Here is a 26,115-nt window from a genome sequence, read left to right on the forward strand (position 1 = left end):
GTTAGGCTTGCCTTCATCGTGCGTGATGAGATTAGCCTTACCTTAGTTTGACCGCTAGGAGAGGGGGGCGGGTGCGCCCGGCCCATCAGACCGAACCGCCGCCCGTGACGCCCGAACGGCCGGTGGACAGCCCTTCCACGGGAGGGCGGGGGCGGACGGCCGTCCTGGCCGCCGGCCTGGTGGCGGCCTTCGGCGTGCTGGTGCTCGTCGCGCTGGCGAGCGTGGCGCTGGGCGCCCGCTCCGTGCCGCTGTCCACGGTGATCGACGCCTTCCTCGCGCCCGGCGCCTCCAGCGACCACACCGTGATCCGCGAGCTGCGGGTCCCGCGCACGCTGCTCGGCATCGGCGTGGGCGCGGCGCTCGGCCTGGCCGGCGCGATCATGCAGAGCCTCACCCGCAACCCGCTGGCCGACCCCGGCCTGCTCGGCGTCAACCAGGGCGCCGCCCTGGGCGTCACCGTGGCGCTCGCGCTGCTCGGGCTGTCGGACCCGGCCGTGTACGTGTGGTTCGCGTTCGGGGGCGCGGCGGTGGCCTCCTTCCTCGTCTACGCGCTGGGCTCGGCGGGCCGCTCCGGCTCCCCCCCGGTACGGCTCGCGCTGGCGGGCGTCGCCGTGGGCATGGCGCTCACCGCCGCGTCCTCGGCGCTCCTGCGGATCGACACCAAGACGTTCGACCGGATGCGCTTCTGGCTGACCGGGTCGCTGGCCGGGCAGGACGCGGCCACGCTGGTGCGCCTGGCGCCGTTCATGGTCGCGGGCATCGTCATCGGGCTGCTGCTGGCCCGGCCGCTCAACCTGCTGTCGCTCGGCGACGACACCGGCCGGGCCCTCGGCGTGGCGGTGGGCCGGACCCGCCTGCTCGCGGGCGTGGCCGTGACGCTGCTGTGCGGGTCGGCGACCGCGGCGGCCGGGCCCCTGTGGTTCGTGGGCCTCGCGGTGCCGCACGCGGTGCGCGCCGTGGTGGGCGGGGACCAGCGGTGGGTGCTGCCGTACACGGTGCTCACCGCTCCGGCGCTGCTGCTGGCGGCCGACGTGGCCGGACGGCTCATCGCGCGCCCCGGAGAGGTGCAGGTCGGCATCATGTGCGCGCTGCTGGGCGCCCCGGTCTTCATCCTGATGGCCCGGCGCCGGCGGCTCGCCGCCCTGTGACGCCCTCATGACTCGTGTTGGAGCTCCTTCGTGACCCTCTCCCCCTCCCGCGCCCGCCCCCGGCGGGTGGCGCGTCTCGGGCCCTGGTCGGTACGGCCGGCGCCCCGGGCGCTGTCGGCCTGCCTCGGGCTCGTCGCCGCCGGGTTCGTCGTGGCCGTGCTGGCGATCTCCACCGGCGAGTTCACCGTGCCCGTGCCCGACGTGCTGAAGGCGGTGTTCGGGCAGGGCACGCCCGTCGCCGAGCTCATCGTGTCCAGGCTGCGCGCCCCCAGGGTCGTCACCGGCCTGCTGGTGGGAGCGGCCTTCGGGATGAGCGGCGCGATCTTCCAGAGCCTCACCCGCAACCCGCTCGGCAGCCCCGACTTCATCGGCTTCACCGCCGGCGCCTCCACGGGCGGCATCCTCGCCGTCGTCTCCGGCGGCACCGCCCTGCACATCGCGGGCGGCTCGCTGGCGGGCTGCGTGGTGACGGCCGCCCTGGTGTACGGGCTGGCGTTCCGGCGCGGGGTGCAGGGCTACCGGCTCGTGCTCGTCGGCATCGGCGCCAACGCGCTGCTCGTCTCCGTCAACTCGTACCTGCTGACCCGCGCCAACATCAACGACGCCGCCACCGCCGGCGCCTGGCTCACCGGCAGCCTCGGCGGGCGCGGCTGGGAGCACGCGATCCCGGTCGGCGCGGCGGTTGCCGTCCTGTTGCCGGTCTGCGCGTACGTGTCCCGGCCGATGCGGATGATGGAGATGGGCGACGACGCGGCCCGCTCGATGGGGATCAAGGTGGAGACCGTGCGGGCGGCGGCCGTCGTCGCCGGAGTGCTGCTGTGCGGTGTGGCCACGGCCGCCGCCGGGCCGGTCGTCTTCGTGGCCCTCGCCGCGCCGCAGCTCGCCCGGCGGCTGACCCGCTCCTCCGGCGTCACCATGACCGCCTCGGCGCTGACCGGCGCCGTGCTCCTGACCGCCGCCGACCTGGCGGCGCAGCGGGTCATCGCCCCCGCCCAGCTGCCCGTGGGCGTCCTCACCGCCGCGATCGGCGGCGTCTACCTCGCCTTCCTCCTGCGAAAGGACCGCCACTGATGCTCCCGTCCGCGCCCGTCACCCCGCCCGCCGCCCGGCTCCGGGGGTCCGGCCTGACGCTCGCCTACGACCAGCGGGTGGTCGCCGAGGGACTGGACGTGACGATCCCCGACGAGTCGTTCACCGTGATCATCGGCCCCAACGCCTGCGGCAAGTCCACGCTCCTGCGCGCCCTCGCCCGCATGCTCAAGCCGAAGAAGGGCGCCGTCCACCTCGACGGCGGCGTGATCACCTCGCTGCCGTCCAAGGAGGTGGCCCGCCGGCTCGGCCTGCTGCCGCAGAGCTCGATCGTGCCCGACGGCATCACGGTGGCCGACCTGGTGGCCCGGGGGCGGTACCCGCACCAGCGGCTCATGCGGCAGTGGTCGCGCGCGGACGAGGCCGCCGTGGCCGAGGCCATGCGCGCCACCGACGTGACGGAGCTGGCCGACCGCATCGTGGACGAGCTGTCCGGCGGGCAGCGGCAGCGGGTGTGGCTGGCGATGGCGCTGGCCCAGGAGACGCCGATCCTGCTGCTGGACGAGCCGACGACGTTCCTCGACATCTCGCACCAGATCGAGGTGCTGGACCTGTGCGCCGACCTGCACGAGGCGGGCCGCACGATGGTGGCGGTGCTGCACGACCTGAACCAGGCGTGCCGCTACGCCACGCACCTCGTCGTCATGCGCGACGGCCGGATCGTCGCCGAGGGGAACCCGTCGGCGATCGTGACGCCGGAGCTGGTGGCGCGGGTGTTCGACCTGCGCTGTGAGATCATCACCGACCCGCAGTCGGGGACGCCGCTCATCATCCCGGAGTCCCGCAGGCGCGGCCCTGAGCCGTCGGAGCGGGCGTCCGTACCCGGGGCGTCGGAGCGGGCGTCCGTGTCGCCGGAGCGGGTGTCCGTGCCTGAGGGGTCGCGGCGCCGGTCCTAGCGGACGCCGCAGACGCGGACGGCGAGGAGGGCGAGGGCGCGGGTCACCTCGCGCAGCTCCGACAGCTCCACCTGCTCCCTCGGGGCGTGCGCGAACCGTACGTCACCCGGGCCGTAGTGCAGCGACGGGATGCCGCCCGCCGCGTACAGCCGCAGGTCGCTCCCGTACGGCGCGGCGGCCTCGCGCGGCCAGGCGCCCGAGACGTCGGCGACCGCCCGGTTCACCTCCCCCAGCAGCGGATGTCCTTCGGGCAGCCGCCCGCTGGCGAACTGGCCGCCCGGCCACGTCACCACCGGCGGGTTGTCACGCAGCCACGGGCTCGCCGCGCCCAGCACCGCCTCCTCCAGCGCGGCGCGCGCGTCGGCCGGGTCCTCGTCGAGCCGCACGCCGAGCCGCCCCTCGGCGACCAGCAGGTCCGGCACCGTGCTCGCCCAGTCGCCGGCCCGCACGGTGCCGATCTCGATCGGGTACGGCAGCGCGTTGTCCCCGTACAGGGGCGGCACGTCGCGGTTGCGCTCGGCCTCCACCCGCCGGATCGCCTCGAACACCGGCCAGAACACCTCGATCGCGCTGACGCCCTCCGTCCGGGCGCCGCCGTGCGCGGCCCGGCCGGAGACCTCCACCCGGAACGTCAACGCCCCGGCGTTGGCCGTGATGACCGTGCCGCTCGTGGGCTCGGTGAGGACGGCCGCCTCGGCGGTGTGGCCCCGGGCCAGCGTCGCGAACGCCCCCAGCCCGCCGTCCTCCTCGCTCACCACGCAGTGCACGGCGAGCGGCCGGGCCAGCCGCACCCCGGCCGCGCGCAGGGCGCGGACGACGGCGAGGTTGGCCACCAGGCCGGCCTTCATGTCGCAGGCGCCCCTGCCGTGCAGGGTGTCGCCGACGATCCGCGCGGCGAACGGGTCGTTGCCCTCCCACTTGGCCAGGTCGCCGGTCGGCACGACGTCGACGTGGCCCTGGAGCGCCAGCGCGGGCACGCCCTCGCCGCCGGTCACCCCGACCACGCCGTACGCCTCGGAGCGGGGCGCCTCGGTCCCGGGGAAGCCGTCGCGGGCCCGCAGCCCCTCGATGTCGACCTTCCACACGTCCACGTCGAGGGCCGCCTCGGTAAGGAGACGGGCGAAGCGGTGCTGGAGCTCCGACTCGGCGTCGGTCCCCGTGATACTGGGGACCCTGACCGTCTCGGCCAGCAGGCTCACCGTGCCGGGGTCGTCGACGGCATCCAGGACCCGTGCTTCCACCTCGCGCATGAGGCAACCCTAGTCATGCCGCGGGCCCGTCATGAACCCAGGAGACGGCAGCCGGAGATACCAGGGTGGAGGTGCGGATTGCGTCGATGGTGGAGGGTCGCGGCCGGGGTCGTGACCGGGGTCCCGGCGGGCGTCCTGGCGGGGTGGGCGGTGGTGCGGTGGAGCGGGTTCGAGCCGGGCTGGCCGTGGGTGCCGGTGGTGGCGTTCACGCCGTACGCGGGAGGCGCGGCGGTGGTGTTGCTGCTGGTGACGGGGCTGCTGCGGCTGCGGTGGCCGGCGGTGGCGGCGCTGGTGGCGGTCGCGGGCCTGGGACTCGCCGTGCTGCCCCGGGCGCTTCCCGACGCGGCGACGTCCTCTGCGCCCCCCGCCTCGGCCGTGTCGTCTGCGGTACCCGCCGCGGAGGCGTCGCCGGCCGGGCGGGCCGCCGGGGAGGCGCGGCGCCTGCGGGTGCTGAGCGCCAACCTGCTCGTGGGCTCCGCCGACCCGGCCGCCCTGGTGGCGCTGGTGGACCGGCTGCGGCCCGACGTGCTGGCGCTCCAGGAGTTGACCCCGTCGGCCGCTGAGCGGCTGGAGCGGGCCGGGCTGCGGCGCGCCCTGCCGTACGCCGTCGCACGCCCGGAGCAGGGAGCGGCCGGTTCGGCCCTGTACGCGCGTCACCCGCTGACCCCGGCCGCCGGTCCGCCGCCGGGCACGTTCGGGCAGGCGGCCGGGGTGCTGGAGCGTCCCGGCGGGGTGCGCGTGGAGGTGGTGTCCGTGCACCCGTGCGCCCTCGCCCTCTCCGAGGCACGGCCGTGCTGGCGGCGCGAGCTGGACGCGCTCCCGCGCGCCGGCGGGAGCGCGCGAGTGCTGGCCGGGGACTTCAACGCCACCCTCGACCACCTCCCGCTGCGCCGCCTCCTGGCCTCCGGCTACCGGGACGCGGCCGACGCAACCGGTCAGGGGCTCTCCCCCACCTGGCCGGCGCGCGGGTGGGGCGGGCTGCCCGGCGTGGCCATCGACCACGTGCTGGCGCCGGCCCGGATGCCGGTGCGGGAGTACGGCGTGCACGCGCTGGCGGGCAGCGACCACCGCGCCGTCCTGGCCGAACTGGCCCTGCCCTGATCCCCGTGCCGCGAACGCCCGTAAACTTGGCCCGTGGCAGAGCCCAAGTTCGAGATTCAGATGCTGCACGACCGGGTGATGATCCGGCTGGAGCAGAACGCCGAGGAACGGCGGAGCGGCTCGGGGATCGTCATCCCGGCCACCGTCAAGCTGGCCAACCGGCTCGCCTGGGGAGAGGTCTGCGGTGTCGGGTCCAACGTGCGCTCGGTCAAGGTGGGCGACAAGGTCCTGCTCAACCCCGAGGAGCAGTTCGAGGTGGAGTTGCACGCGCAGGTCTACCTGGTGATGCGGGAGCGCGACCTGCACGCGGTGGCGACGCAGGAGACCGACCACGGCACGGGGCTCTACCTCTGAGCAAGCGGCCCGGCCGGCCGCGCACGCGACGGGCCGGGCCGGCTCACACGCTGCCGGGAAGCGCGCCGGTGGCGGCGGTCCCGCCGGTCGTCGCGCGGTTGAAGGTCAGCCACAGCTTGGCGGTCCACGTGCGGGCCGGGATGGCGGCCAGCGCCCGGAAGGCCCTGCCGTCCAGGCCCACGACGGTCAGCCGGTAGGCGCCGCCCTGCGGCATGACCGCGATGACGTGGTCCTCGTCCCACCAGCCGAACAGGGCGGTCGGCCGCACCGCGACCCGCTTGATGATCTGCCCGGTGGCGGGGTCGGCGACGCAGAGGCGCTCGGCCGAGCGCGGCGGGCACCACAGCGCCAGGCGGCGGCCGGAGGGCGAGTACGGGTCCTCGGGGCCGGTCGGGCGGCCGAGCGCGGTGTGCGTGCTGAGCACGGCGCCGTCGGCGGCCCGGTAGGCGCGCAGCCCGTCGCCGTGCCTCGTGATCAGGTCGCCCGCGGGCGTCCACGCGAAGGCGGCCCGCGCGTCCACGCCGGCTACCGCGACCGTGCGGGCGGTGCCGGCCGCCACGTCCACGACGGTGAAGCCGGCGGTGCGCCAGGAGCCGCCGGTCTTCCGCTCGACGGTCAGGGCCACCCGCCTGCCGTCCCGGGACCACGAGATCGACGAGGCGGTCAGCGGCTTGGCGACGGTGGGGACGCGGCGCAGCGCGCCGGTGGCCCGGTCGGTGAGGAGGAGGGCGTCCTTGCCGCCCCGGTAGGCCGTGGGCACGGCCGCGAGGAGGCGCCCGTCGGGCGAGACCACGGCCTCGGACACGGCCGCCCGCACGGTGAACGCGTCGCCGGTGCGCGCGCGCACGTACGTGGCCTTCGTGCCGAGGCCGTACGCGCTGAGGCGTGCGGGATCGCCGGTCTGCTGCTGGTAGGTCACGTTCACGCCGGGGAGCGGCAGCGCGGCGGCGGCCCGCCGGGCGGGCGCGGTCGGCGCAGGCGACGCGGTGGGCGCAGGCGACGCGATGGGCGCGCTGGGCACGGTCGGAGCTCTGGGCGCTGTCGCAGCGGTGGGCACTGCCACAGCGATTGGTGCTGCCGGAGCTGTGGGCACCGGCGGGGCGGCGGGCGCGGTGAGGAGCGTCAGGGTGAGCACGGCGGCGGCGGAGGCGGACACGCCCCGCACACTAGACACCGTTCGCCGCGATATCCCGCGCGATAGCGGCCCGGTATGGATGGGGCCGGTCCCATCGCCGGCGCCGGCTCAGAAGCAGCGCCGCCTCAGAAGAAGCGCCGGCTCAGCATGAGCAGGTCGATGCCGACGGCCTTCATCCCGAAGTACACGATCGTGGCCGCGACGGCCACGGTGACGAGCAGCACGACGATGCGGAGGGGCCAGCCCTGCCGCTTGTACCACTCGGTCCAGGCGTGCAGGGTGCGCTTGCCGAACTCCAGCACCCGCCGCGCCCAGTGGAACTCGGTGGCGAGCACGGCCAGCCCCGCGAACACCACGAGCCAGCCCGGCCCGGGGAACGGCACCATGATCAAGCCACCGACGACCATGACGGCGCCGATCACACCGATGACGATCTTGAGGGTGAGGGCGCCGGTGCGGGTGGAGCGGACGCCGTCCAGCCAGCCGTTCAGGCCGCCGCGGCGCGCGGGCATGTCGGAGGCGCGTGCGGCCTCGTCCTTCACCGCGTCGGCGCTCCCCGTCTCTGAGTCGTGGATCGGCACAGCTCCCCCGGACAGTCGGTCGTGCTCCAAGGATACGGCCGACGCCTGGGGCATATGCGACCGCAAGCATAATGATCTATAAACCGTACCTAATGTAAAATATCCCGTCGAAGCGGCGCTACTTGGCAAACATCGGTTAATGTCTGCTATGCCCGAGGTCATGCTTCGCACCGCCACCGGCCCCATCCGCGCCGCCTCGGTGGACGGCGCCGTACTCCCGCACGAGCACCTGCGCACCGACATGCGATGGGCGGTCGGCATCGAGTCGGACCCGTACCGGTGGCTCGACGAGGAGCACGCCGTCGCCGACGAGCTCCGGGACCTGCGCCTGTCCGACGGGCTGAACCTCGTCGTCGACCTCACCTGCCTCGGCATGGGCCGCGACGCCGCCGCCCTGGCCCGCGTCGCCGCCGCCTCCCGGGTGCCGGTGATCGCCTCGACCGGAGTGTTCAGCGAGCCGTTCTCCCCGGCGCGCGACGCGGACGTGCACACGCTCACCCGGCTCCTCATGGACGAGATCTCGAACGGCCTCGACGGGACGGGGGTGTTCCCGGGCGTGATCGGCGAGGTCGGCTGCTGGGGCGCCGAGCCCACGCCCGCCGAGGAACGCGCCCTCATCGCCGCCGCCCACGCCTCCGTCGCCACCCGCCTGCCGGTCGCCACGCACGGCCGCGACTCCCTCGGCGTGCTGGAGATCCTGCTCGCCCAGGGGCTGCCCGCGGCTCGCGTCGGCGTCGGGTACACGGGCCCGGACCTGCCCGTCGCCCGCAAGATCGCCGAGTCGGGCGCGTACGTGAGCGTGACGGCGCTGGGCAACGGCGCGGACGCCGCGGTACGGGTCGCGCTCGGCCTCATCGAGGAGGGACACGCGGAGCGGCTGCTGGTCAGCACCGGGACGAGCCGGGTGGCGCAGACCGGCAGGTACGGCGGGCCGGGGTACGCCCACGTGTTCCGGGCGGTGCTGCCGCGCCTGCGCGAGGCGGGGGTGGACGAGGACACGATCCGCCTGGTCACCCACGACAACCCCCTCCGCTGGCTCACGGCCGGCGCCGCCTGACCGTCCGCGCCCTCCCCGGCCGCGCTCGCCGGGGCGCCGGGAGTGCGCGAACTGGCTAGGATCGGTGCGATACGAGCCTGGCCGGGTGGGGGATGGTGAGCGAGGACACGCACAGCGGCGATCGGTCGCGCGGGCGGTTCGCGCGGCTGTCACGCCTGGCGCGGCTGGGCGACGTGCCGGTCGTGGCGATGCTGGTGTGGGCCGGCTGGCTCGCGGTCCCGTGGTCGTTCAGCGGCCTCGCCCAGGCCCGCGCGGCCGCCGCCGAAGCCGCTCTCCCGCCCCCTCCGGCCGCCGCCGAGACATCGCCCCCGCCAACCCCGCACGTAGGACGTGGCGCGGGCATGCCGGCCGCGCCGGCCAAGGCATGGGGTCTGCCCGCGGCGGCCCGGCCCGCCGCCACCGTCCTGCCCGCCCACGAGACCGGCGAGACCCGACGGGACGCGTTCGCGGCGCAGCGGGCGTGGATCGCGGGTGAGGTGCACGACGCGGCCGGTCACGGGCTGGCGGCCATCGCCATGCAGGCCGGGGTCGCCCTGGTCACGCTGGACGACGATCCCGAGCAGACGCGGGCCTCCTTACGGGCCATCCGCGAGACGAGCCTGACCGCCCTGGCGCAGCTCCGTACCGCCCTCGACCGCCTGGACCCCCGCCCCTCGGACGGCACATCCGGCACGCGGCCCACGGACGGCGGGTTGCGGGCGCTCGTCGACGGGGTGCGCGCCACGGGCCTGCGCGTGAAGGTCGAGCCGGACGATCCGGCCGTGCCCGCTCCCCTCCAGGACGCCGTCTACCGCGTCGTCCGCGAGTCCCTCACCAACGTCCTGCGCCACGCCGGCCCCTCCGCCGGCACCCGGGTCCGGCTGGCCGCCGAGCCGGACGCGTACATCGTGGAGATCGTCAACCACCCGAGCGGCGCCCCGGGACGGGCCGGCGAGTCCAGCGCGGGCGGGCGCGGGCTGGACGGGTTGCGCGCCCGGGTGGCGGCCCTCGGCGGCCACCTCACCGCCGGCCCGCGACCGGACGGCGGCTTCCGCGTCCTCGCCCGCTTCCCGGCCACAGGCCCTCTCGGGGAGGACGCGTGATCCGGGTGGTCGTCGCCGACGACCAGGCCGTCGTGCGCATGGGCCTGCGGGCGCTGCTGGAGCGCGAGCCCGACATGGAGTGCGCCGGTGAGGCGGCCGACGGCGCCGCCGCGCTCGACCTGCTGCGTCGCACCAGCCCCGACGTGCTGCTGCTCGACATCCGGATGCCCGGCATGGACGGCCTGGCCACGCTGCGCGCCATCGCCGGCGATCCCGGCCTGGCGGGCACCCGGATCGTGGTGGTGACGACGTTCGCCGTGGACGAGTACGTGTTCGCCGCCCTCCAGGCCGGCGCCAGCGGTTTCCTGCTCAAGGACAGCGCCCCGGACGAGCTGGTGAACGCGGTCCGGGTGGTGGCGGCGGGCGAGGCCCTGCTGTCCCCGTCGATCACGAGGAGGGTCATCTCCCTGTTCGGCGGGACCGGCGCCGAGCCCGTGCGGGGGCTGGACACGCTGACCCCGCGCGAGCGGGAGATGGTGGCGTGGGTGGCGACCGGCCGGTCCAACGAGGAGATCGCCGGAGAGCTGGTGATCAGCCCCGACACCGTGCGGACGCACGTGAGCCGGGCCATGGTCAAGCTGGGGGCGCGTGACCGGGCCCAGCTCGTCGTGTTCGCGATGCGCGCGGGCCTGGCCGTCCCCGGACAGACCCGCGGCTAGCGGAGAAAGCCCTCGTAGTTGCGCTGCTGGAGCTGTGCCTCGATCTGCTTGACGGTCTCCAGCCCCACTCCCACCATGATGAGCACGCTGGTGCCGCCGAACGGGAAGTTCTGCTGCGTCCCCGGATCTCTGAGGATCATGAACGCGAGCATCGGCAGCAGCGCCAGCACCCCGAGGTAGGCCGCCCCGGCGGCGGTCAGGCGCGACAGCACGTACGAGAGGTAGCCGGCCGTGGGACCGCCCGGCCTGATCCCGGGCACGAAGCCCCCGTATCTCCGCATGTTGTCCGCCACCTCCATCGGGTTGAACGTGATCGACACGTAGAAGTACGCGAACCCGACGATCAACAGGACGTACGTGGCCAGGTAGAGCGGGTGCGTCCCCGAGGCGAGCACGCGCGCCAGCCACCCGCCGGCCCCGTCGCCCAGCAGCGGCGCGGCCAGCGTGGGCAGGTAGAGCAGCGACGAGGTGAAGATGACCGGCACGATGCCCGCCTGGTTGACCTTGAGCGGGATGTAGGTGCTGGTCCCGCCGTACATGCGGCGCCCGACCATGCGCTTGGCGTACTGCACGGGCAGGCGGCGCTGCGCCTGCTCGACGTACACGACGCCGGCGACGAGGAACACCCCCGTCACCAGCATCACCGCGAACGAGAACGGGCTCACCAGGAAGATGGTCGACAGGTACGACGGGAAGACGGCCACGACCTGCGTGAACATCAGCAGCGACATCCCGTTGCCGATCCCCCGGTCGGTGATCAGCTCGCCGAGCCACATGACGAGGCAGGCCCCGGCGACCATGGTCACCACGAGGACGGCGACGGCCGGCAGGCTCTGGCCGTACAGCAGCGGCCTCGTGCAGCCCGGCAGCAGGTTCCCGGAGCGGGCCAGTGCCGTGACGGTGGTGGCGTTGAGCACGGCCAGGCCGACGGTGAGGTAGCGGGTGTACTGGGTGATCCGGGCCTGCCCGTTCTGGCCCTGCTTGCGCAGCGCCTCCAGCCTCGGCACCAGCACCACGAACAGCTGCATGACGATGCCCGCGGTGATGTACGGCATGACCCCCAGCGCGAACACCGACAGCTTGAGCATCGCGCCCCCGCTGAGCAGTTGCACCATGTCGACGAGCCCGCCCCGGGCCGTGCCGAGGCACCGCCGGACCGCGACCACGTCCACCCCGGGCGCGGGCAGGAGCTGCCCGAGCCGGAACAGCGCCAGCAGACCCAGCGTGAACAGCAGTTTCTTGCGGAGCTCCGGCACCCGGAACGCCCTGACCAGCACAGTGAGCATGGCTCCCGAGTCTGGCCGCGCGCCGTCCTGCGGTCGTCCGCTCAGCCGCTGCACCTCTGTACGCGAATCCGCGTACAGAGGGCCGATCAGCGCGGCGGGTAGACGGCCGCGAGGACGGCCGGCAGCCGGGGCACCAGGCGGGTGAAGCGGCCGTCCTCGTAGCCCGCGTCCGGCTGGTTGGCGAGCTGCTGCGACACCAGGCCGGCGATCAGGCTGGCCGCCAGCGCGAGCCCGTCGTCGCCGGCCGCGTCCGGGTGCAGCTCGCCGCGCTCCACCGCGGCCCGGATCAGGCCGGCGAAGTGGTCCTGGATGGCCAGAGCGGGCGCGTACGCCTCCGGGGACGGCGTGAAGCCGGGCACCGGCCGCCAGAACAGGAGCTGCGCGAGCACCTGGTTGGCCATGATCCACCGGGCGCCCGCCTCGTAGGAGGCGCCGATGGCGTCGAGTCCCGGCGATCGTGAGCCGGCCGGCCCGCGGACCGCGTCGAGGTACTCCCGCTGGCCGCGCTCGAACAGCGCGTCGTACACCGCGCTCCGCGACGGGAAGTACCGGTACAGCGACGGCGGCCGGACGCCGAGCCGCCGGGCGACGGTCGCGAGGCTCAGCCCGGCGACGCCCTCCTCGGCCATCACGTCGAGCGCCAGCCCGAGTATCTCCTCCTGGGTCTCCGCCCTGCGGCGCGCCCGGCGATCCGGAATGTCAGTCACGGCATGTAGCTTATACTAATGGTGTTAGCTAAAGCTATGGAGGATCGCATGTCACGCGACATCGTGCTCACCGGCCTGCGGCAGAACAACCTCAAGGACGTCTCGCTCCGGCTGCCGAAGGAGCGGCTGACGGTGTTCACGGGGGTGTCGGGCTCGGGCAAGTCCTCGATCGCGTTCGGGACGATCGCGGCCGAGTCGCAGCGCCAGCTCAACGCCACCTTCAGCGCCTTCATCCGCAACCGGCTGCCCACCCACGAGCGCCCGCGCGCCGAGCGGCTGTCCGGGCTCACCACCGCCGTCGTGGTGGACCAGCGGCCGGTCGGCGGCAACGCGCGCTCCACGGTCGGCACGATGACCGACATCCATCCGATGCTGCGGGTGCTGTTCTCGCGCCGGGGCGAGCCGTCGGCGGGCCTGGCGATGGCCTACTCGTTCAACGACCCCCAGGGCATGTGCCCCGAGTGCCACGGCATGGGCCGCAAGACGGAGGTGGACCTCGACCTCCTGCTGGACCGGGACCTGTCGCTGGAGGAGGGCGCCGTCCGGCTCCACCCCGTCGGCTCGTATGCCTGGCAGCTCTACGCGCGCACCGGCCTGTTCGACCCGGCCAAGCCCCTGCGCGACTTCACCGGCGAGGAGCTCGACCTGCTGCTTCACGGCGGCGGCTTCAAGGTGGGCCGGGGCCGCTACGAGAACACCTACGAGGGCGTGATCACCCGCTTCAACCGGCTGCACCTCAACCGCGCGGTCGACGCCCTCGACGAGGCGGCGCGGAGCGTCGTCCGCGAGGGTCCCTGCCCGGCGTGCGGCGGCGCCCGGCTCAACGCGGCCGCGCTGGCCTCCCGCATCGGCGGACGCAACCTCGCCGACCTGTGCGCCCTGGAGGTCGCCGACCTCGTCGACGCGCTGGACGAGCTGGACGACCCCGTCGCGGAGGAGGCGGTGGAGTCGCTGCGCCGCATCGACGCGATCGGCCTCGGCTACCTGAGCCTCGACCGCGAGACGCCCACCCTGTCGGGCGGGGAGGCGCAGCGGCTGAAGACCGTGCGCCACCTCGGCAGCAGCCTCACCGGCCTGACGTACGTCTTCGACGAGCCCAGCGTCGGCCTGCACCCGCGTGACGTGCACCGCCTCGGCGACCTGCTGCTGGAGCTGCGCGACAAGGGCAACACCGTGCTGGTGGTCGAGCACGACCGCGACCTGATCGAGCTGGCCGACCACGTGGTGGACCTCGGGCCGGGCGCGGGCGCCGACGGCGGGCGGGTCGTGTACGAGGGGACGGTCGCGGGGCTGCGCGCGAGCGGCACGCCGACCGGCCGCGCGCTCGGCCGGACCACGGGGCTCAAGGAGACCCTGCGTCAGCCGACCGGCTGGCTGACCGTGCGCGACGCCCGCACGCACAACCTCAGGAACGTGACGGTCCGCGTTCCGCTGGGCGTGCTGACGGCGGTCACCGGCGTGGCCGGGTCGGGCAAGAGCACGCTGGCCACCGTGGACCTGCCCGCCCAGCATCCCGGCGCGATCCTCATCGACCAGTCGGCCATCGTCGCCTCGCCGCGCTCCACCGTCGCGACGTACCTGAACGCGATGGACCCGCTGCGCCGGATGTTCGCGCGGGCGAGCGGCGCGCGGCCGGCGCTGTTCAGCGCCAACTCGGCGGGCGCCTGCCCGGCGTGCGGGGGACGCGGCGAGATCACCACGGACCTGGCGTTCATGGACCCGGTGACCCGCGGCTGCGACGCCTGCGGCGGCACCCGCTTCAACCCCGAGGCGCTCTCCCACCGGGTCGGCGGCCGGACGATCGCCGAGGTGCTGGCGCTGACGGCCGACGAGGCGGCCCGCGCGTACGACCTGCCGGGCCCCGCGAGGCTCGGCGAGCTGGGGCTCGGCCACCTCACTCTCGGACGGGCGCTGAACACCCTGTCGGGCGGCGAGCGGCAGCGGCTGAAGCTGGCGCACCGGCTGCGCGGGAGCGGTCACGTGTACGTCTTCGACGAGCCCACGACCGGCCTGCACATGGCCGACGTCGGCACGCTGCTGGCGCTGCTCGACCGGCTCGTGGACGCGGGCGGCACGGTCGTCGTCGTAGAGCACGACCTGGACGTGGTCAAGCACGCCGACTGGGTGATCGACCTGGGCCCGGAGGCCGGCCGGCACGGCGGTGAGGTGGTGTTCGAGGGCACCCCCGCCGACCTCGGCCAGGCGTCCACCCATACGGCCAAGTACCTCGCTAGGTCACTCGATAGTCCTCGTCCCGCACGTCCATGATCGCCATGTGACCCGGCAGATGGCCGATCGCGAACTCCACCCCGCTCGCCATGACCGCCGCCTGCGGCGTCACCCCGCACGCCCAGAACACCGGCACCTCGCCCGACCGTACCTCCACCGGGTCGCCGAAGTCGGGCCGGGCGAGGTCGGCGATGCCGAGCGCGGCCGGGTCGCCCACGTGGACCGGCGCGCCGTGCACCATCGGGTACCTGCCGCTCACCTCGGCCGCGGTCTCCACCAGCTCCTCGGGCACCGGCCGCATCGACACCACGAGCGGCCCGGACAGCGTCGCCGTCGGCTCGCACGCCACGCTCGTGCGGTACATCGGCACGTTCGTCCCCAGCTCCAGATGCCGCACCGGCACACCGGCCGCGAGCAGCGCCCCCTCGAAGGTGAAGCTGCACCCGATGAGGAACGGCACCAGGTCCTCCCGCCACTCCGCCACCACGTCACCGGCGTCGGCGACTGGCCGGCCGTCCCGGTAGAGGCGGTAGCCCGGCAGGTCGGTGCGCAGGTCGCCGCGGAACAGAGCGGTGGAGTACGACCCCGGCTCCCCCACGTCCAGGACCGGGCACGCCCGCGCGTTGCGGTGGGCGAACAGCAGCAGCTCGTAGGCCAGCGGCCGGGGCACCGCGATCAGGTTGGCCTGCGTCCAACCCCTGCACCAGCCCGCGGTCGGCGCCCGCTCACCCGCGCGGAACCGCTCCCGCGCCTGCGCGGGCGTCAGGTCTGCGACATCCACGCTTCGACACTACGCCGCGGCGGACGGCTCCTTTACTGATCGACTGACTCACCGATCGGCTTGGTTTTGCTGATCGGCTTGGTTTGCTGATCGGCTGCCTTACCGATCGGCTTGGTTTTCCTGATCGACTGCCTTACCGATCGGCCGCCCTCTTACTGATCGACTCCGAACGTGTGCGGCCCGAGGCCCACTACGTCGTCCCCCTGGGGCACCACGTACCCCTGGGCGACCAGGGCCGCCAGACTCCGCCGTACACCCTCCTCCTCCAGGCCCGTGGCGCGGCACAGCGCGGCGACTTCCACGCGTCCCCCACCCTGGGCCTGCGCGGCGACCGCCTCGTAGACATGGACGTCCACGTCCGAAAGCGCCTGCACATCGTGGTCGCGAGCCATCATCGCTCCCTCGCTCCCTCCCGTAGCCGCTCCGGGTCCACGTCCCGCTCGGGGTAGCGGCGCAGATACTCGCTCTCCAGCTCGTTCGTCCGCGAGGTGTGGCGGGCGAGCGCGTCGTCGGAGGCGTGCAAGAAGGCGTCCGTCCGCGTGGCGTGCAGTTGCCGCAGCTCACGCAGCAGATCATCGTCGCTGAGCTGTCTCGGATCTATACCCATGGTCGTCATGGGGTGCCCCCTACCCGGAATGACCTCGACAATATCTGTCATATTTCCTGACACCTGGGCATTGCCGAGCGTGGAAGTGGGCCTTACCTTCCCGTTATGGACCTTGAGCTCCGGCACCTCAGGATCGTCCGAGCGGTCGCCGACGCGGGTAGCGTGAGCAAGGCCGCGTCACTGCTGGGGCTGGCGCAGCCGGCCCTGTCCGCCCAGCTCAAGCGCATCGAGCGAGCGCTGGGCGGCACCCTGTTCGAACGCGACAGGCTCGGAGCCAGGCCCACCCGCCTCGGCGAGCTGGTGCTCGCCCGCGCCCGCGTCCTCCTCCCGGCGGCCCAGGAACTGCAGGACGAGGCGTCCCGGTTCGTCACCAGGCCCTCCCCCGGGTTCCGCATAGGCGCCACCAACGGGCCCGTACTCGGCGGCCTGGTGGACCGGCTGGCGGAGGAGCACACCGTCAGCACGTACACGAGCTGGTCGGGGTGCGAGCTCGCCTCGATGGTGGAGGTGGGCCGCCTCGACTACGCGCTCGTCGGCGCCTGCGGCGACAGCGGCGCCCCCGCCGGCGCGCTGCTGTGGGACTCGATCAGCCTGGACCCGATCTTCGTCCTCGTCGGCGAGCGGCATCCGGCCGCCGGCGAGAAGGAGGTGGAGCTCGCCGACCTGGCGGGCGAGCAGTGGGCCGTCCTGCCGGGCGACGCCTGCTTCGCCGACTGCTTCGCGACGGCCTGCGCCCGCGCCGGGTTCACCCCCGGCACGATCTACGAGACCGACGTCACCACCTGCGCCCACCTCGCGCGAGTGGGCCGCGCGGTGGCGCTCTGCCAGGCCACCCACCCGCCGCAGCCGGGACTGGCGATGGTCCCGCTCGCGGGGGCGCCGCTGCGCTGGCGCCAGCTCCTCGGCCGCCGCCCCGCCGCGCCGGACGCCACCTGGGTCCTGGCCCACGCCAAACAGGCCCACCTGGACTCGGTACGCGGCAGCCCCATCTACAGCGACTGGCTGGTCCGCAACCCGTCCTTCGGCACCGCCCCCTGACCGTGTCAGACCGGCCACGTGGCGACCGTGAACTCCCACCCCGGCCGCCACCTGAACGGCGCGTCCACCAGCTCCTCCAGCGGCACGCCCTCCAGCAGGTTCAGCAGGGCCCACCGGTTGGCGGAGTGCGCGATGACGAGCACCGTGCGCCCCTGCCACTCCCTCATGCACTCCTCCAGGAAGGAGGCCGTGGCGGCCACCACGTCCCGGTAGCTCTGCCCGCCCGGCCACGGCGCGTCGATGTACCGGCTGCGCAGCGCCGCCACCTCGCTGACGGGCCGCCCGTTGTAGATCCCGTAGTCGCACTCCCGCAGCCGCGCGTCGAGCCTGATCTCCTTACCGCCATCGGGAAAGGCGATCTCCGCGGTCTCCACGGCACGCCGCAGGTCGGAGCAGTAGACGACGTCCACGTCCCGCCGCCGCACCCCCAGCTCGACGGCCAGCTCCCGCCCCATCCGCGACAACTCGCCCGGAAGCCGGCCGGTGGCGATGCCGATCTCGTTGTCCACGGTGACGGCGTGCGTCTCGTAGACCAGTCTCACGCCCATCCTCAGACGCTACCGGCCCACCCCGGGAACATGACCGGCTCGATCAACACGCGCGGCCGTGGAATGATGTGCTGGCGGCGAACCATCCACCCGGCGAGGCGGTCCATGCTCTACCCTTAGCCTGCGCCCGCGGGGTAGAAGGGCGCCGGACAACTGAATCCAGGGGCGGTAGCTCAGCCGGTCAGAGCATCGGACTCATAATCCGTTGGTCGTGGGTTCAAGTCCCACCCGCCCTACCAGGGCATTCCTTGATCTTCCAGCATGGTCCGACAGCGCTGTGAGGGGCGAATCGGACCAATGCTGGACCATCCGTCAAAGGATCATGCTTTCGCGAGGATCTGGTCGATCATCTGCGAGCTTCTTGCTGGACGTGCCGCCTCCGGACAGACGTACTGTCGCCTACCGGCACACCCATCGCCTGCCCAGCCGACGCCAGATCGCCGCCATCGGGCCGGGGCCGACACCGCTTCACGAGGTGGTCGGGGATCGAGCATCCTCGGGTTTCGCTTCGCAGCGACATCAGTCGGTGAGCGCCCGGGAGACCGCGTCGCGGAGGAGATCCCCCGGAGCGGTCACCTGGCCTGCCACCTGCGCGTACTGCGCGTACTGCAAAGGGTCGTCCTGCCAGGCGCGCAGGGCGGTGATGGTCGGTTCGCTGGCGTGCCAGCACGCACGGTAGAGCGTTTCAGCGAGGTCGCCAGGCAGGCGAACAGCGATCCGCTCGGGCCAGGAAATGGGGCGGGTTCCCGGCCACGGGCCCGACCGGGGCGCGGTCGAGGGCGGCGCCGGCCACGCATGGTCCCATTCTCGTCGGGCGAGTTCGGCGCGCACGGCGTGCGTCACAAGGACATCGACGGTGTCACGGAGTGCTCCCGCCTCGCGCAACTCACCCAGGTGGGCGTGGGCCTGAGCGCGAACGGCGGCCCGCACCTCGGCCGACGCTCCTCTGGGGACCTTCCAACGAGGATCGGCCAAGAGGTCGTGCCTCCTCGCCTTCTCTTCGCCTACTCGGGCGGCGAGGCGCTCCCGCGTGCCGTGTGGGACGCCGACGCTCATCCGGATCGCTTCTACCATGATCAAATGATTCAGGCGGACACCCGAGTGGGGCAACCCAAGGCGCGATTATTCGGCCACCGCGTCTCGGCTCCCATGGAGGAGAGGACAGCATGCCGACGAGTGGTCGGGCTCACTGCAACACCGCCTACGGCGAGATGGACATCGGGTACCAGGGCGGCGCTGAGATCAGGCTGAAGAGTGACGACTGGATCGACTTCTTCGGCCGGATGGGGAACCCCTCGGCCGGCGACCAGATGTTCATGCGAAGGGAAGGCGACTTCCCCGCCGGCACGACGGGGACCATCGGCTACGGCTTCACCTTCACCGGAGGGACACCGGTAATCGTCGCCACGATGTTCAACGTGTTCGGACCGCACGGCGTCTGCATCAACTCTCGACACGACGGCGGGTTCGGCTTTTCAACGACAACCGGGACACCCGGGGCAGATTACCGGGTCATGTATTGGGTGTGGAAGCAATGATCACACGCGAAATCGTGGACGCTTGCATGCATGTCGGGGACGATGACGCCGAATGGTGGATGATCGTTACCGCCAATGAGGACGGAACGCATCACCTCTACGCCCTGCCGTCGATCACATTCGAGAATTTGGCCGCCGAATATGGGTTCGATCCCGACGACGTGGATCATCTGCTGAAGGTGGCGATTCTGCAGCTGCACATCCCTTCCCCTCTTCAGAGGAAGAACGCCGCCACGGATCCGGCTGCTGCGAAGGGGATGGTCCGCCAGGGGCGTCCTGTCAGCCTGAGCAATGCCGACAGCACCGCACAGGCGCGCGAGGCTCACCTGGAGCGCATTGCGTGGGTGGAGGAGACCGTCCTGCGGCTGGTGGAGCCCAGCCCCGGCAAGAAGCGGATGTCGCCGAAGGCTGATGGCGCGACGGAGGTTGAGCCGCACGAGCGACTACAGGCTCTGAAAGCCACCTACAGGCCGGACCCGCGCCGCGTGGAGCGGAGGCGACGGCATCTTGCAGCCAAGCTCGGAAGGGACGTGTAGATGAGCGACCAGCTGAGTGTTCCTACGGAGGCTGCACTCCGGGCCACCGCGGGGCAGCGCAACGCGGCCCCGGACCGCCGCCGGCTGTGAGCAGGGCGGCTCCCGCCGCCAGCACGGCGCACATCTGCGCGCTCTTGCGGGCCGTTCTGGCGCCGCAAAAGCCTCCGACTGATTGTAATTTCATGATTACAGAGAGTAGATGAAGTGGGGTGTGGTAACGGGTAGACCACGCCGCTTGCGGAGCAGGGGGTCCCGGGTAGCAACCACGGAATATCCAACAGGTATGCCGCTGACCTGGGGAGACTCGGCGGGTATCGGGACAGCGTCGAGCGCGGCCGTCCGGATAGCCCTCGCTCAGTGAGACGTTCACCGGACGGCCTATTTGAAACGACGTTTCCGCAGGTCGCCGTGCCTGCAAGGTCGCCCGCCCCTGGATTTTCCGCCAGGACTACCGAGACCCCCACTGGTGCGCGTTGGCGTTCTGGGTCATGGGGACGATCCCGGCCACCGGCCGGGGTTAGTGTCTCGCTCCGATGGCCAGTGATCACTCGCCGGGGCCGGTGCTTCGGCGGCACCGCGGGGCGGCGCCCGGTAGGGGCACGGCATCCGGGGTGGCCAGCTTGTCCACGGCCGCGCGGCGGGCCCGCTCCGGCCGCCGGTCGTATCGCGCCGTCGTGGCCGGTGAGGCATGCCCGAGCAGGGCTTGCGCGGTGGCCAGGTCCACGCCGGCCGCTATACCTCCTGGTTCCGCTGGGTCACCCTCGCCATGCTCGCGCACGCTTTCCTCGCCGTCGTACGCGCAGACGAGCACACCCGCCCCGCACCCGATGCCCTCATTCCACTCACCTGCAACGAGATCCAGCGCCTGTTCATCACCCTCGTCGTCCGACCCGTTCGGCGCTGTCAGCGCCGAGGCTCTGTCGTGTGTTGCCGTGGGGTGACGGTTACCGGTTGCTTGTGTGCTTGGTGCGATCTTGCTGGTCGCAGATGCAGCAGCGGTCGAAGCTGAAGGGCTGTTCGCGGGCTTGCTTCCAGATGCCGGCGCTGTAGGGGTCCGTGGCCGCCGGGTTGATCAGCCGCGCGATCACGAGCGCCACCACTGCCGCCGCTCCGGCCTCGATCAGCGCGGATGCGGCGCTTTGCACGTGAGCGCCGGACACGAACAGGTCATCCACCAGTAAGACGCGTGCCTTGTCTACTCTGTCGGGCCGGGGGATCCGGAAGGCGTTGCGGTGGGAGCGGCGGTCGGCCAGTACCGGGGCGAACGTGGTGTCTGCCTCCATTAGGAGTGGCTGCCACAGCTTTGCCAGGGCGCCTACCTTCTCCACGACTTGCCACATGAGGTGGAAGGCTTTGGTGGGTACGTCGAGGTTGTTGCTCGGGATGGTGGCCACCAGGGTGAACGAGCCACCCGCCAGCCCTTGCAGGCAGCGGGCGTGCTGGTGGTAGAAGTGGCTCACCGACGCGGCCAGGAAGTCTGCCCGCTTGCGCCGCCCCCCGGCACCGCGGAGGTCATTCTCGCGGACCAGAACGTCGTACAGTTGCTCGTTCGTGGCCGTCAAGGAGATCGGCACCACGTGCTGTGTGTGGCCGTACAGATGCTGCGTGGTGCGCTTGCAGCTCGCGCAGGTGACCCAAGGCCCGCCGGTGTCTCTGGTGTTGTTCGGACCGGAGTGGCAGATTCGGCACACCCCTGGCCGGATGGGTGGAACCGGGCGAAACAGCGGCAGGAACTCGCGGGTGAACGCCTCGGCATCTCCCATGATCAGTAGGTGCTCGTTCGAGGGGTCATATCTAAGAGATTGACCGCCTGCTTGGCGAGTTCGTCAATGTCCTGGACGGCAGTCATGCCTCCCCGCGATCCTGCCCGCGCAACCCACGGCTGTTCCTGGTGAAGCTGCTGGGACGCCAGGACATACTTGCCGGTCTGGAGTGCCTGCTCGACATGGTCGGCCGATGTCCCGCCGTCGGCTCCGTCGACGATGTAGAGGCAGTCTGCTAGTCCGCAGGTCACGATGCGGGTAAGCGCGATGGTCCGGTCGGTCACCGCGGCGTTGGGCCAGAACGCGGACACAAGCGCGCCGCAGTCGGCTATCTGGTCGGCCACACTGGCGTACTCGTCGATGACGGTCGGTTCGGCGATGCCGCCTGCCAGGACGGCCAGGGTGCGGCCACCGGCGTCGAGCGCGGCCTGGTGGACCGCCGTGTCCAGGGCCGTACGCAGGGGGGCGATGACGGTGATGCCGGCCCGAGCTAGGGCGCGGGCCGCAGCCGCCCCATGGCCGGGGTCGTCCTCGCCGATCACGGCGACGGACCGGTGGTCGCCGGGGCGGATGTCGCCGCGGATCCACAGGAAGGGCTGCCGGTCGTAGGCCCACATCAGGTTGCCGGGGTAGGTGTCGTCCAGCACGGTGACGAGCTGGACGCCGTCATCGCGCATGGCCGTGACGAGGTCGCGCGCCCATGTCAGGTCGCCGGACTGAACCTGAGCCGCGATGTCGGCGGCGTGTGCCCGGTCATCAGCGTCTCGACTCGTGCAGCGGCCGTCGAGCAGATCCAGGGCGCTACCGGTGTCGAGGATGGCGCGTGCGGTGTAGAACCAGGGCTGGCTGTGAGTGGCTTTGGTGAGGGCAAGGACGGCAGCTTGCTCGTCGATCGTGGTCATGGTCATGGTCATCACCATTTCGAACGTGGCTTCGGTGTGAACGTACGCGCTGACGCCGACAAAAGCGGCGACAGGATGCGTGGTTGCCTTGAGGGCTATCGTGCCGAGGCTGGCACCACGGCAGGGCCGGTTTACCGAGTTGGATTCATCGCGGCCACGAGCCCATCGGCGAGCGCCTGGCCTTTCAGCATGCCACTGGTTTCGCGCCCGCCGATGGTGTGGTTCATGCCGCATCCTTCACCGACTGGACGCTGTCGACCGCAGCTTTACCGGGTGCCGTCGCGGTGCAGGCGGCGGAAGTAGACGTAGAGCTGCCAGCCGAGGCGGGGCGCATGCCGGTGCCCTCGCAGGCGTGGCAGGTGCGGTTCTTGCCGCCCGGGCGCAGCGTCGGCACACGCCCCACGGGGAGGCGTAGCACCAACCGAAGTAACCGAGCGTGATGACAGGCAGGCAGACGGCTAGCAGGGCGATGACGCCGAGGAGCGTTACGGCCGTCGGCGGCTCCCGGACAACCGTCCGAGGGGACGGGCTCACCTGAGGGCGCGGTCAGTCCCGTCCCTTCCAAGACCGGGGGCTCCTGCGCGGGCGGTGGAGGCGTCGGCCGTGAGCCGGCTCGATCGCCAGGTGGCCGGATCTTCACCGCACGCCTGGTCGAATGCCTCGGCCACTACCGAGGAGGGCACTTGATCGCCCGGCTCGGCCTTGGACAGCGCGCTTTCACGTTCGACCCTGCGCGCTCCGACCCTCACGCCGGAGACGCCGTTGCCACCATGCCCAATCGGAGTCGGGCGAGGTGAACGGCATCGGCGAGGTTCGCCGGAGGTAATACGAGTCGACGGGCAGGACCAAGGCGTACAGATACGGTCTGGCCCACGGCGGTAAGCCGATGAGAGCCTGCTGAAGCCGCCGGCGAGGCGCATCACCGGTGCACGCCTCGCAATGGCACCTGAAGAAGACGCGGTCAGCCGTCCCAACCAGTGCCGCCTCCTGCCATGCCACCAGGGCCGCCGCCACCGCGCCTGGCCACATGCGAGTGTGTTCGAGGGCGATCACCGCGGCCATGGGACGGCGGCCGAGTCCGGGAACATGATGGATCACAGCTCTGTGGGTCCCACACGCCGATCCTCGCGTACGGACCTGAGAAGGGGGCCTACGCGGCATGGCCCTTTCTGATCAATGACATGGCCCAGATGATCGCATGCAACGTCCGGTTCAGGGATGGTCAGGTCGGCGAGGCGTGCGCGTCGCGCGGGAGCGACCAAGTGGCGGGCGTGACGTTCGAGTCAGTCATCCAACTCCTCCGACGAAACCGTCTCATCCGCGGGCGGTGGCTGGATGTCCACTTCTTGCCCTTGCCGAACCCACGACGCCGCGCACCGGCTTGAGGGCAGACCAACTGCCCGCCCAGTTCACCCGGGTGTGCTTGACGATCTTCACCCCATGACCCGGAATGAGCTCGACATTCCGTCGTTGAGCACGATCGAGCGATCCCGGTATAGAAGCGATCGGTGAGCTTCCGGGGGGTTGCAGTTCGGGCTGCAATACGAGGCGATCCACAGCCGTTCAGGATGGACCGAGCACATTATTTGACGTGCATGGAACGATCCGAACTGGGCGCACGGGATCTTTCAATGATCGATGCAGTTCCCAAGCTGACAGCGCGCGGATTGACCGAGGTCTGCAGCTTCCCGTCATCGCGGACTACCATCTCCGGATGAGACACGACGTTGGGCAGCTTCCGGATGGGTGGACCTTGGCGCGTGTCGCCGAGGTGGCCGGGGCCGACTCGGCTGAGTTGTTGTCTCTCGACACCCCGGTGTTTCTAGACGATCTGGATGGCCGAGAGAGAGTCCCAGTCTCGTTGATCATTCAGGCCGGCGGGTTGTGTCTGGCGCGTGACGCCCAAGATGGTGAGTACCTCATGGGACAGATTGATGGTTCGGAGGCCGTCTGCTGTTGGTCTTCCTACGGAGACGATCTAGCAGAGGCACTGAGGGCGCTCTAGCCGCCGACTTGCATTCCTGTAGGCAAGCGATCACGACAAGGCCGATACCGTGCGCTTCAGTCCGGCGGTCTCGTCCTCCTCGCAGTCGAGTGTCCCGGTTCGAGTACGCCGAGCGGAGGACACTGACTGTCGACACCTCGCCGGCCTGCGGGTTTGCTGGACACGGCCCCATCGTCGCGGAAGACCTAGTCGAGCCCGTTGCCAGAGGGCTTCCTTCGACCCGCACGGTGGTCCCGTTCTCGGTCAGCCCATCGGCGCCCCAGGGGTGATCACCTCGCAGAAGCCTGGCTGGCTCGGCAGAGCCGTCGCGATCGAGGCAATCACGCGTACCTGCTCGCCTCGTGATCGGACGGCGACGCGCTGGGACTGCGGTTCCGGCATCGTTATCGGCCAGGGGTCACGGTGGCGCCCGGCAGTGACTCCCGTTGAGCCTGCCGCGTGCCGACGACGGCGTTGAGCCCGCCCTTGAAGATCTGCGCGACCGCGTGACCGCGGACGGAGGGCTTCGAGGTCTCCCCTTTGACCCTGATCAGCATCCTGGTGGGGGTGCAGAACAGGCCGACCTTGCCCTCGCTGGAACTGCCCACCTCCCGTTCCTCCGGTCCGGAGAACCCGTCTTCCCGCTCGGGGTCCCCCTCGGACATGGTCAGGTCGACGGACATGCTCCAGCCAGGGCCAGTCAGACCGCACACGCCCGAGGAATTGATCCAGGCGGTCAGGTCGACGGAGCCGACCTTGATCTCTGCAAGCGTCCGCTCCGCCTGCTCAGGCAGTTCGCGGTGACCGGTACGCACGGTGAGCGCGTCCAGCTTGGCCAGCGGCCATCGCGCCGGGTCCTTGAGCAACGGGTCCTTGACTGACGGGCCCTCAGCCGGCGCGGAACACGCACCAAGGGCTGACAACACCACGAACGCGGCCACAGCCGGCGCCAGACGCCTGATCATCATGTCTCCCATCGGAACGGCTTCCAACCTCTGGTGGTGACCGAGGCGCGTCCGGCCGGCGGGACTCTCACCGCGGCCAGCCGGCTGTGCCTCAGCCCGCTTCACGTCGGGGAGGCGTCAAACGCCTGCGGTGTGCCCCGCGCAGCGCATGGTCTTGCCCTTCTTCACGAACGTGGAGTCCACGACAAGATAGAGCTTCCTCTTGGCCGGGACCTTGAGGTCGACGATGATGTCGTAGGAGACGTCGTAGGAGGCATGCCTCTCGTGGAGTGTCTCCCCGAAGATCTTCCTGTCATTGCCGCGTCGTTCGACCATCAGGCGCAGGTGGGCGGTCTTCAGGCGGATCGGCGCCTCGGAGCTCCATCGGTAGATGATGTCGGAGACGCGGTGATACCCGCCCGACGTCCTGTACTTCAGCTCGAAGTCCGCCTTGTGGCCATCACTCGTCGTGCAACTCGCCTTGACGCGATGCACCGGAACCGTAGCGGTGGCGTGCGCGCCGGAGGCCAGCAGGACGAGTGACAGGCCGGCCCCGCTGAGCATTGCCGCGGTCCTCCCGACGGTGCGCGTCATTTCGCCGACCCCCTTCACCTGGCTCGTGTCTCTGGTTGAGGTTAAAGGCGGGTTGTTGAGGATGGGTTGAGGATTTGTTGACAGGCGCGGCGCAGCCGGTCGAGCGCCGCCGCGGCCGTTCCCCGTCCAGGACTCGCACTCCCAGCCGAGCAGGCCGATGCGGCATCCAGCCCGATCTCGGGGTCCCAGCCGAACGGGTCGAACAGCGGAAGCCGTCCGCCGATCAGTTGCATCCCGTACGGGGAACCGGTCAGGACCTCGATCACGGCCGGGGCCGGCGCCTCGCCGCCGAGGATCATCGCGAGG

At 71.6% G+C, this 26,115-nt stretch carries 28 protein-coding genes and 1 tRNA gene; 13 read left to right on the forward strand and 16 right to left on the reverse strand.

Annotated elements, in window-relative coordinates:
- The first annotated feature begins 71 nt into the window (after nucleotides 1-71).
- The 3 genes from AB0H64_RS18920 to AB0H64_RS18930 are packed head-to-tail and all read left to right on the forward strand — an operon-like array spanning nucleotide 72 to nucleotide 3,133.
- Nucleotides 72-1,148, forward strand: coding sequence for an iron chelate uptake ABC transporter family permease subunit (locus AB0H64_RS18920; protein WP_357625830.1), 1,077 nt, complete (start codon nucleotides 72-74; stop codon nucleotides 1,146-1,148).
- Between the two features lie 30 nt (nucleotides 1,149-1,178).
- Nucleotides 1,179-2,219: an iron chelate uptake ABC transporter family permease subunit gene (locus AB0H64_RS18925; RefSeq protein ID WP_357625832.1), complete on the forward strand. Its 1,041-nt coding sequence runs from the start codon at nucleotides 1,179-1,181 to the stop codon at nucleotides 2,217-2,219.
- Nucleotides 2,219-3,133 (forward strand): ABC transporter ATP-binding protein, encoded by a 915-nt coding sequence (locus AB0H64_RS18930; RefSeq protein WP_357625835.1) that lies wholly within the window; start codon nucleotides 2,219-2,221, stop codon nucleotides 3,131-3,133. The genes AB0H64_RS18925 and AB0H64_RS18930 overlap by 1 nt, the downstream gene beginning before the upstream one ends.
- Here AB0H64_RS18930 and AB0H64_RS18935 read toward each other — a convergent pair.
- Nucleotides 3,130-4,383 carry an ArgE/DapE family deacylase gene (locus AB0H64_RS18935; RefSeq protein WP_357625838.1) on the reverse strand — a complete coding sequence of 418 codons (1,254 nt, stop codon included), beginning with the start codon at nucleotides 4,381-4,383 and terminating at the stop codon, nucleotides 3,130-3,132. The two genes, AB0H64_RS18930 and AB0H64_RS18935, sit on opposite strands and share 4 nt — an antisense overlap.
- 78 nt (nucleotides 4,384-4,461) lie before the next feature.
- Between AB0H64_RS18935 and AB0H64_RS18940 the strand changes: the two genes are divergently transcribed.
- Nucleotides 4,462-5,484 (forward strand): endonuclease/exonuclease/phosphatase family protein, encoded by a 1,023-nt coding sequence (locus AB0H64_RS18940; protein ID WP_357625840.1) that lies wholly within the window; start codon nucleotides 4,462-4,464, stop codon nucleotides 5,482-5,484.
- Nucleotides 5,485-5,517: 33 nt separating this feature from the next.
- Nucleotides 5,518-5,838 carry a co-chaperone GroES gene (locus tag AB0H64_RS18945; RefSeq protein ID WP_310715865.1) on the forward strand — a complete coding sequence of 107 codons (321 nt, stop codon included), beginning with the start codon at nucleotides 5,518-5,520 and terminating at the stop codon, nucleotides 5,836-5,838.
- 43 nt (nucleotides 5,839-5,881) lie between these two features.
- On the opposite strand, the gene AB0H64_RS18950 is transcribed toward AB0H64_RS18945, so the two are convergent.
- Complete coding sequence (locus tag AB0H64_RS18950) at nucleotides 5,882-6,859, reverse strand: hypothetical protein (RefSeq protein ID WP_357625843.1); 978 nt, start codon at nucleotides 6,857-6,859, stop codon at nucleotides 5,882-5,884.
- Between the two features lie 239 nt (nucleotides 6,860-7,098).
- Nucleotides 7,099-7,554 carry a TIGR02611 family protein gene (locus AB0H64_RS18955; RefSeq protein ID WP_357625846.1) on the reverse strand — a complete coding sequence of 152 codons (456 nt, stop codon included), beginning with the start codon at nucleotides 7,552-7,554 and terminating at the stop codon, nucleotides 7,099-7,101.
- Between the two features lie 160 nt (nucleotides 7,555-7,714).
- Here AB0H64_RS18955 and AB0H64_RS18960 point away from each other — a divergent pair, with 160 nt between their 5' ends.
- The 3 genes from AB0H64_RS18960 (at nucleotide 7,715) to AB0H64_RS18970 (ending at nucleotide 10,352) form a co-directional block, all read left to right on the forward strand.
- Nucleotides 7,715-8,611, forward strand: a complete 897-nt coding sequence (locus tag AB0H64_RS18960; protein WP_357625848.1) for an aryldialkylphosphatase — start codon at nucleotides 7,715-7,717, stop codon at nucleotides 8,609-8,611.
- A 92-nt stretch (nucleotides 8,612-8,703) separates the two neighbouring features.
- Nucleotides 8,704-9,693 carry a histidine kinase gene (locus AB0H64_RS18965; protein WP_357625851.1) on the forward strand — a complete coding sequence of 330 codons (990 nt, stop codon included), beginning with the start codon at nucleotides 8,704-8,706 and terminating at the stop codon, nucleotides 9,691-9,693.
- On the forward strand, nucleotides 9,690-10,352 hold the full coding sequence (locus tag AB0H64_RS18970) for a response regulator transcription factor (protein ID WP_357625853.1): 663 nt from the start codon (nucleotides 9,690-9,692) through the stop codon (nucleotides 10,350-10,352). Before AB0H64_RS18965 ends, AB0H64_RS18970 begins: the two co-directional genes overlap by 4 nt.
- Here AB0H64_RS18970 and secY read toward each other — a convergent pair.
- Nucleotides 10,349-11,638 (reverse strand): preprotein translocase subunit SecY, encoded by a 1,290-nt coding sequence (gene secY / locus AB0H64_RS18975; RefSeq protein WP_357625856.1) that lies wholly within the window; start codon nucleotides 11,636-11,638, stop codon nucleotides 10,349-10,351. The genes AB0H64_RS18970 and secY overlap by 4 nt on opposite strands.
- An 86-nt stretch (nucleotides 11,639-11,724) precedes the next feature.
- Nucleotides 11,725-12,345, reverse strand: coding sequence for a TetR/AcrR family transcriptional regulator (locus tag AB0H64_RS18980; RefSeq protein ID WP_357625858.1), 621 nt, complete (start codon nucleotides 12,343-12,345; stop codon nucleotides 11,725-11,727).
- A 48-nt stretch (nucleotides 12,346-12,393) separates the two neighbouring features.
- Here AB0H64_RS18980 and AB0H64_RS18985 point away from each other — a divergent pair, with 48 nt between their 5' ends.
- Nucleotides 12,394-14,613, forward strand: a complete 2,220-nt coding sequence (locus AB0H64_RS18985; RefSeq protein WP_357625860.1) for an excinuclease ABC subunit UvrA — start codon at nucleotides 12,394-12,396, stop codon at nucleotides 14,611-14,613.
- Here AB0H64_RS18985 and AB0H64_RS18990 read toward each other — a convergent pair.
- From AB0H64_RS18990 to AB0H64_RS19000, 3 genes are all read right to left on the reverse strand, one after another.
- Nucleotides 14,576-15,355, reverse strand: a complete 780-nt coding sequence (locus tag AB0H64_RS18990; protein ID WP_357625863.1) for a putative hydro-lyase — start codon at nucleotides 15,353-15,355, stop codon at nucleotides 14,576-14,578. The two genes, AB0H64_RS18985 and AB0H64_RS18990, sit on opposite strands and share 38 nt — an antisense overlap.
- A gap of 152 nt (nucleotides 15,356-15,507) precedes the next feature.
- On the reverse strand, nucleotides 15,508-15,750 hold the full coding sequence (locus AB0H64_RS18995; protein ID WP_357625865.1) for a hypothetical protein: 243 nt from the start codon (nucleotides 15,748-15,750) through the stop codon (nucleotides 15,508-15,510).
- Nucleotides 15,747-15,971 carry a DUF6158 family protein gene (locus tag AB0H64_RS19000; protein ID WP_357625867.1) on the reverse strand — a complete coding sequence of 75 codons (225 nt, stop codon included), beginning with the start codon at nucleotides 15,969-15,971 and terminating at the stop codon, nucleotides 15,747-15,749. Before AB0H64_RS19000 ends, AB0H64_RS18995 begins: the two co-directional genes overlap by 4 nt.
- Nucleotides 15,972-16,067: 96 nt before the next feature.
- On the opposite strand from AB0H64_RS19000, the gene AB0H64_RS19005 reads away from it, so the two are divergent.
- Nucleotides 16,068-17,000 carry a LysR family transcriptional regulator gene (locus AB0H64_RS19005; RefSeq protein ID WP_357625869.1) on the forward strand — a complete coding sequence of 311 codons (933 nt, stop codon included), beginning with the start codon at nucleotides 16,068-16,070 and terminating at the stop codon, nucleotides 16,998-17,000.
- A gap of 5 nt (nucleotides 17,001-17,005) precedes the next feature.
- Here the strand turns inward: AB0H64_RS19005 and AB0H64_RS19010 are convergent, their stop codons facing one another.
- On the reverse strand, nucleotides 17,006-17,548 hold the full coding sequence (locus AB0H64_RS19010) for a histidine phosphatase family protein (protein WP_357625870.1): 543 nt from the start codon (nucleotides 17,546-17,548) through the stop codon (nucleotides 17,006-17,008).
- A gap of 162 nt (nucleotides 17,549-17,710) precedes the next feature.
- Here AB0H64_RS19010 and AB0H64_RS19015 point away from each other — a divergent pair.
- Nucleotides 17,711-17,787, forward strand: a tRNA-Ile gene (locus tag AB0H64_RS19015).
- Between the two features lie 280 nt (nucleotides 17,788-18,067).
- Here the strand turns inward: AB0H64_RS19015 and AB0H64_RS19020 are convergent.
- Nucleotides 18,068-18,622: a hypothetical protein gene (locus AB0H64_RS19020; RefSeq protein ID WP_357625872.1), complete on the reverse strand. Its 555-nt coding sequence runs from the start codon at nucleotides 18,620-18,622 to the stop codon at nucleotides 18,068-18,070.
- Nucleotides 18,623-18,714: 92 nt separating this feature from the next.
- Here AB0H64_RS19020 and AB0H64_RS19025 point away from each other — a divergent pair, with 92 nt between their 5' ends.
- Both AB0H64_RS19025 and AB0H64_RS19030 read left to right on the forward strand, forming a co-directional pair.
- On the forward strand, nucleotides 18,715-19,086 hold the full coding sequence (locus tag AB0H64_RS19025; protein WP_357625874.1) for a hypothetical protein: 372 nt from the start codon (nucleotides 18,715-18,717) through the stop codon (nucleotides 19,084-19,086).
- Nucleotides 19,083-19,622, forward strand: coding sequence for a hypothetical protein (locus AB0H64_RS19030; RefSeq protein ID WP_357625877.1), 540 nt, complete (start codon nucleotides 19,083-19,085; stop codon nucleotides 19,620-19,622). The genes AB0H64_RS19025 and AB0H64_RS19030 overlap by 4 nt, the downstream gene beginning before the upstream one ends.
- A gap of 544 nt (nucleotides 19,623-20,166) precedes the next feature.
- Here AB0H64_RS19030 and AB0H64_RS19035 read toward each other — a convergent pair.
- The 6 genes from AB0H64_RS19035 to AB0H64_RS19060 all read right to left on the reverse strand — a co-directional run bounded on the left by AB0H64_RS19035 (nucleotide 20,167) and on the right by AB0H64_RS19060 (nucleotide 26,108).
- Nucleotides 20,167-20,346: a hypothetical protein gene (locus AB0H64_RS19035; protein ID WP_357626219.1), complete on the reverse strand. Its 180-nt coding sequence runs from the start codon at nucleotides 20,344-20,346 to the stop codon at nucleotides 20,167-20,169.
- 220 nt (nucleotides 20,347-20,566) lie between these two features.
- Nucleotides 20,567-21,385 (reverse strand): hypothetical protein, encoded by an 819-nt coding sequence (locus AB0H64_RS19040; RefSeq protein WP_357625879.1) that lies wholly within the window; start codon nucleotides 21,383-21,385, stop codon nucleotides 20,567-20,569.
- A gap of 2 nt (nucleotides 21,386-21,387) precedes the next feature.
- Nucleotides 21,388-22,293 carry a DNA-processing protein DprA gene (locus AB0H64_RS19045; RefSeq protein WP_357625882.1) on the reverse strand — a complete coding sequence of 302 codons (906 nt, stop codon included), beginning with the start codon at nucleotides 22,291-22,293 and terminating at the stop codon, nucleotides 21,388-21,390.
- 2,382 nt (nucleotides 22,294-24,675) lie between these two features.
- Entirely contained in the window at nucleotides 24,676-25,212 is a 537-nt protein-coding gene (locus AB0H64_RS19050) for a hypothetical protein (protein ID WP_357625884.1), read from the reverse strand.
- Nucleotides 25,213-25,353: 141 nt separating this feature from the next.
- Nucleotides 25,354-25,827, reverse strand: coding sequence for a hypothetical protein (locus tag AB0H64_RS19055; protein ID WP_357625887.1), 474 nt, complete (start codon nucleotides 25,825-25,827; stop codon nucleotides 25,354-25,356).
- A gap of 23 nt (nucleotides 25,828-25,850) precedes the next feature.
- Nucleotides 25,851-26,108, reverse strand: a complete 258-nt coding sequence (locus AB0H64_RS19060; RefSeq protein ID WP_357625889.1) for a hypothetical protein — start codon at nucleotides 26,106-26,108, stop codon at nucleotides 25,851-25,853.
- Nucleotides 26,109-26,115 lie beyond the last annotated feature (7 nt).

Source organism: Nonomuraea sp. NPDC050733 (assembly GCF_040654215.1).
Classification (GTDB): Bacteria; Actinomycetota; Actinomycetes; order Streptosporangiales; family Streptosporangiaceae; genus Nonomuraea.

Coding starts and splice junctions, on each gene's coding strand:
- AB0H64_RS19040 (WP_357625879.1), bottom strand. CDS start 21,385: ATGGGAGATGCCGAGGCGTTCACCCGCGAGTTCCTGCCGCTGTTTCGC.
- AB0H64_RS19005 (WP_357625869.1), top strand. CDS start 16,068: ATGGACCTTGAGCTCCGGCACCTCAGGATCGTCCGAGCGGTCGCCGAC.
- AB0H64_RS18985 (WP_357625860.1), top strand. CDS start 12,394: ATGTCACGCGACATCGTGCTCACCGGCCTGCGGCAGAACAACCTCAAG.
- AB0H64_RS19060 (WP_357625889.1), bottom strand. CDS start 26,108: ATGATCCTCGGCGGCGAGGCGCCGGCCCCGGCCGTGATCGAGGTCCTG.
- AB0H64_RS18995 (WP_357625865.1), bottom strand. CDS start 15,750: ATGATGGCTCGCGACCACGATGTGCAGGCGCTTTCGGACGTGGACGTC.
- AB0H64_RS19020 (WP_357625872.1), bottom strand. CDS start 18,622: ATGGTAGAAGCGATCCGGATGAGCGTCGGCGTCCCACACGGCACGCGG.
- AB0H64_RS19025 (WP_357625874.1), top strand. CDS start 18,715: ATGCCGACGAGTGGTCGGGCTCACTGCAACACCGCCTACGGCGAGATG.
- AB0H64_RS19000 (WP_357625867.1), bottom strand. CDS start 15,971: ATGACGACCATGGGTATAGATCCGAGACAGCTCAGCGACGATGATCTG.
- AB0H64_RS19045 (WP_357625882.1), bottom strand. CDS start 22,293: ATGACCATGACCACGATCGACGAGCAAGCTGCCGTCCTTGCCCTCACC.
- AB0H64_RS19030 (WP_357625877.1), top strand. CDS start 19,083: ATGATCACACGCGAAATCGTGGACGCTTGCATGCATGTCGGGGACGAT.
- AB0H64_RS18935 (WP_357625838.1), bottom strand. CDS start 4,383: ATGCGCGAGGTGGAAGCACGGGTCCTGGATGCCGTCGACGACCCCGGC.
- AB0H64_RS18930 (WP_357625835.1), top strand. CDS start 2,219: ATGCTCCCGTCCGCGCCCGTCACCCCGCCCGCCGCCCGGCTCCGGGGG.
- secY (WP_357625856.1), bottom strand. CDS start 11,638: ATGCTCACTGTGCTGGTCAGGGCGTTCCGGGTGCCGGAGCTCCGCAAG.
- AB0H64_RS18965 (WP_357625851.1), top strand. CDS start 8,704: ATGGTGAGCGAGGACACGCACAGCGGCGATCGGTCGCGCGGGCGGTTC.
- AB0H64_RS18960 (WP_357625848.1), top strand. CDS start 7,715: ATGCTTCGCACCGCCACCGGCCCCATCCGCGCCGCCTCGGTGGACGGC.
- AB0H64_RS19010 (WP_357625870.1), bottom strand. CDS start 17,548: ATGGGCGTGAGACTGGTCTACGAGACGCACGCCGTCACCGTGGACAAC.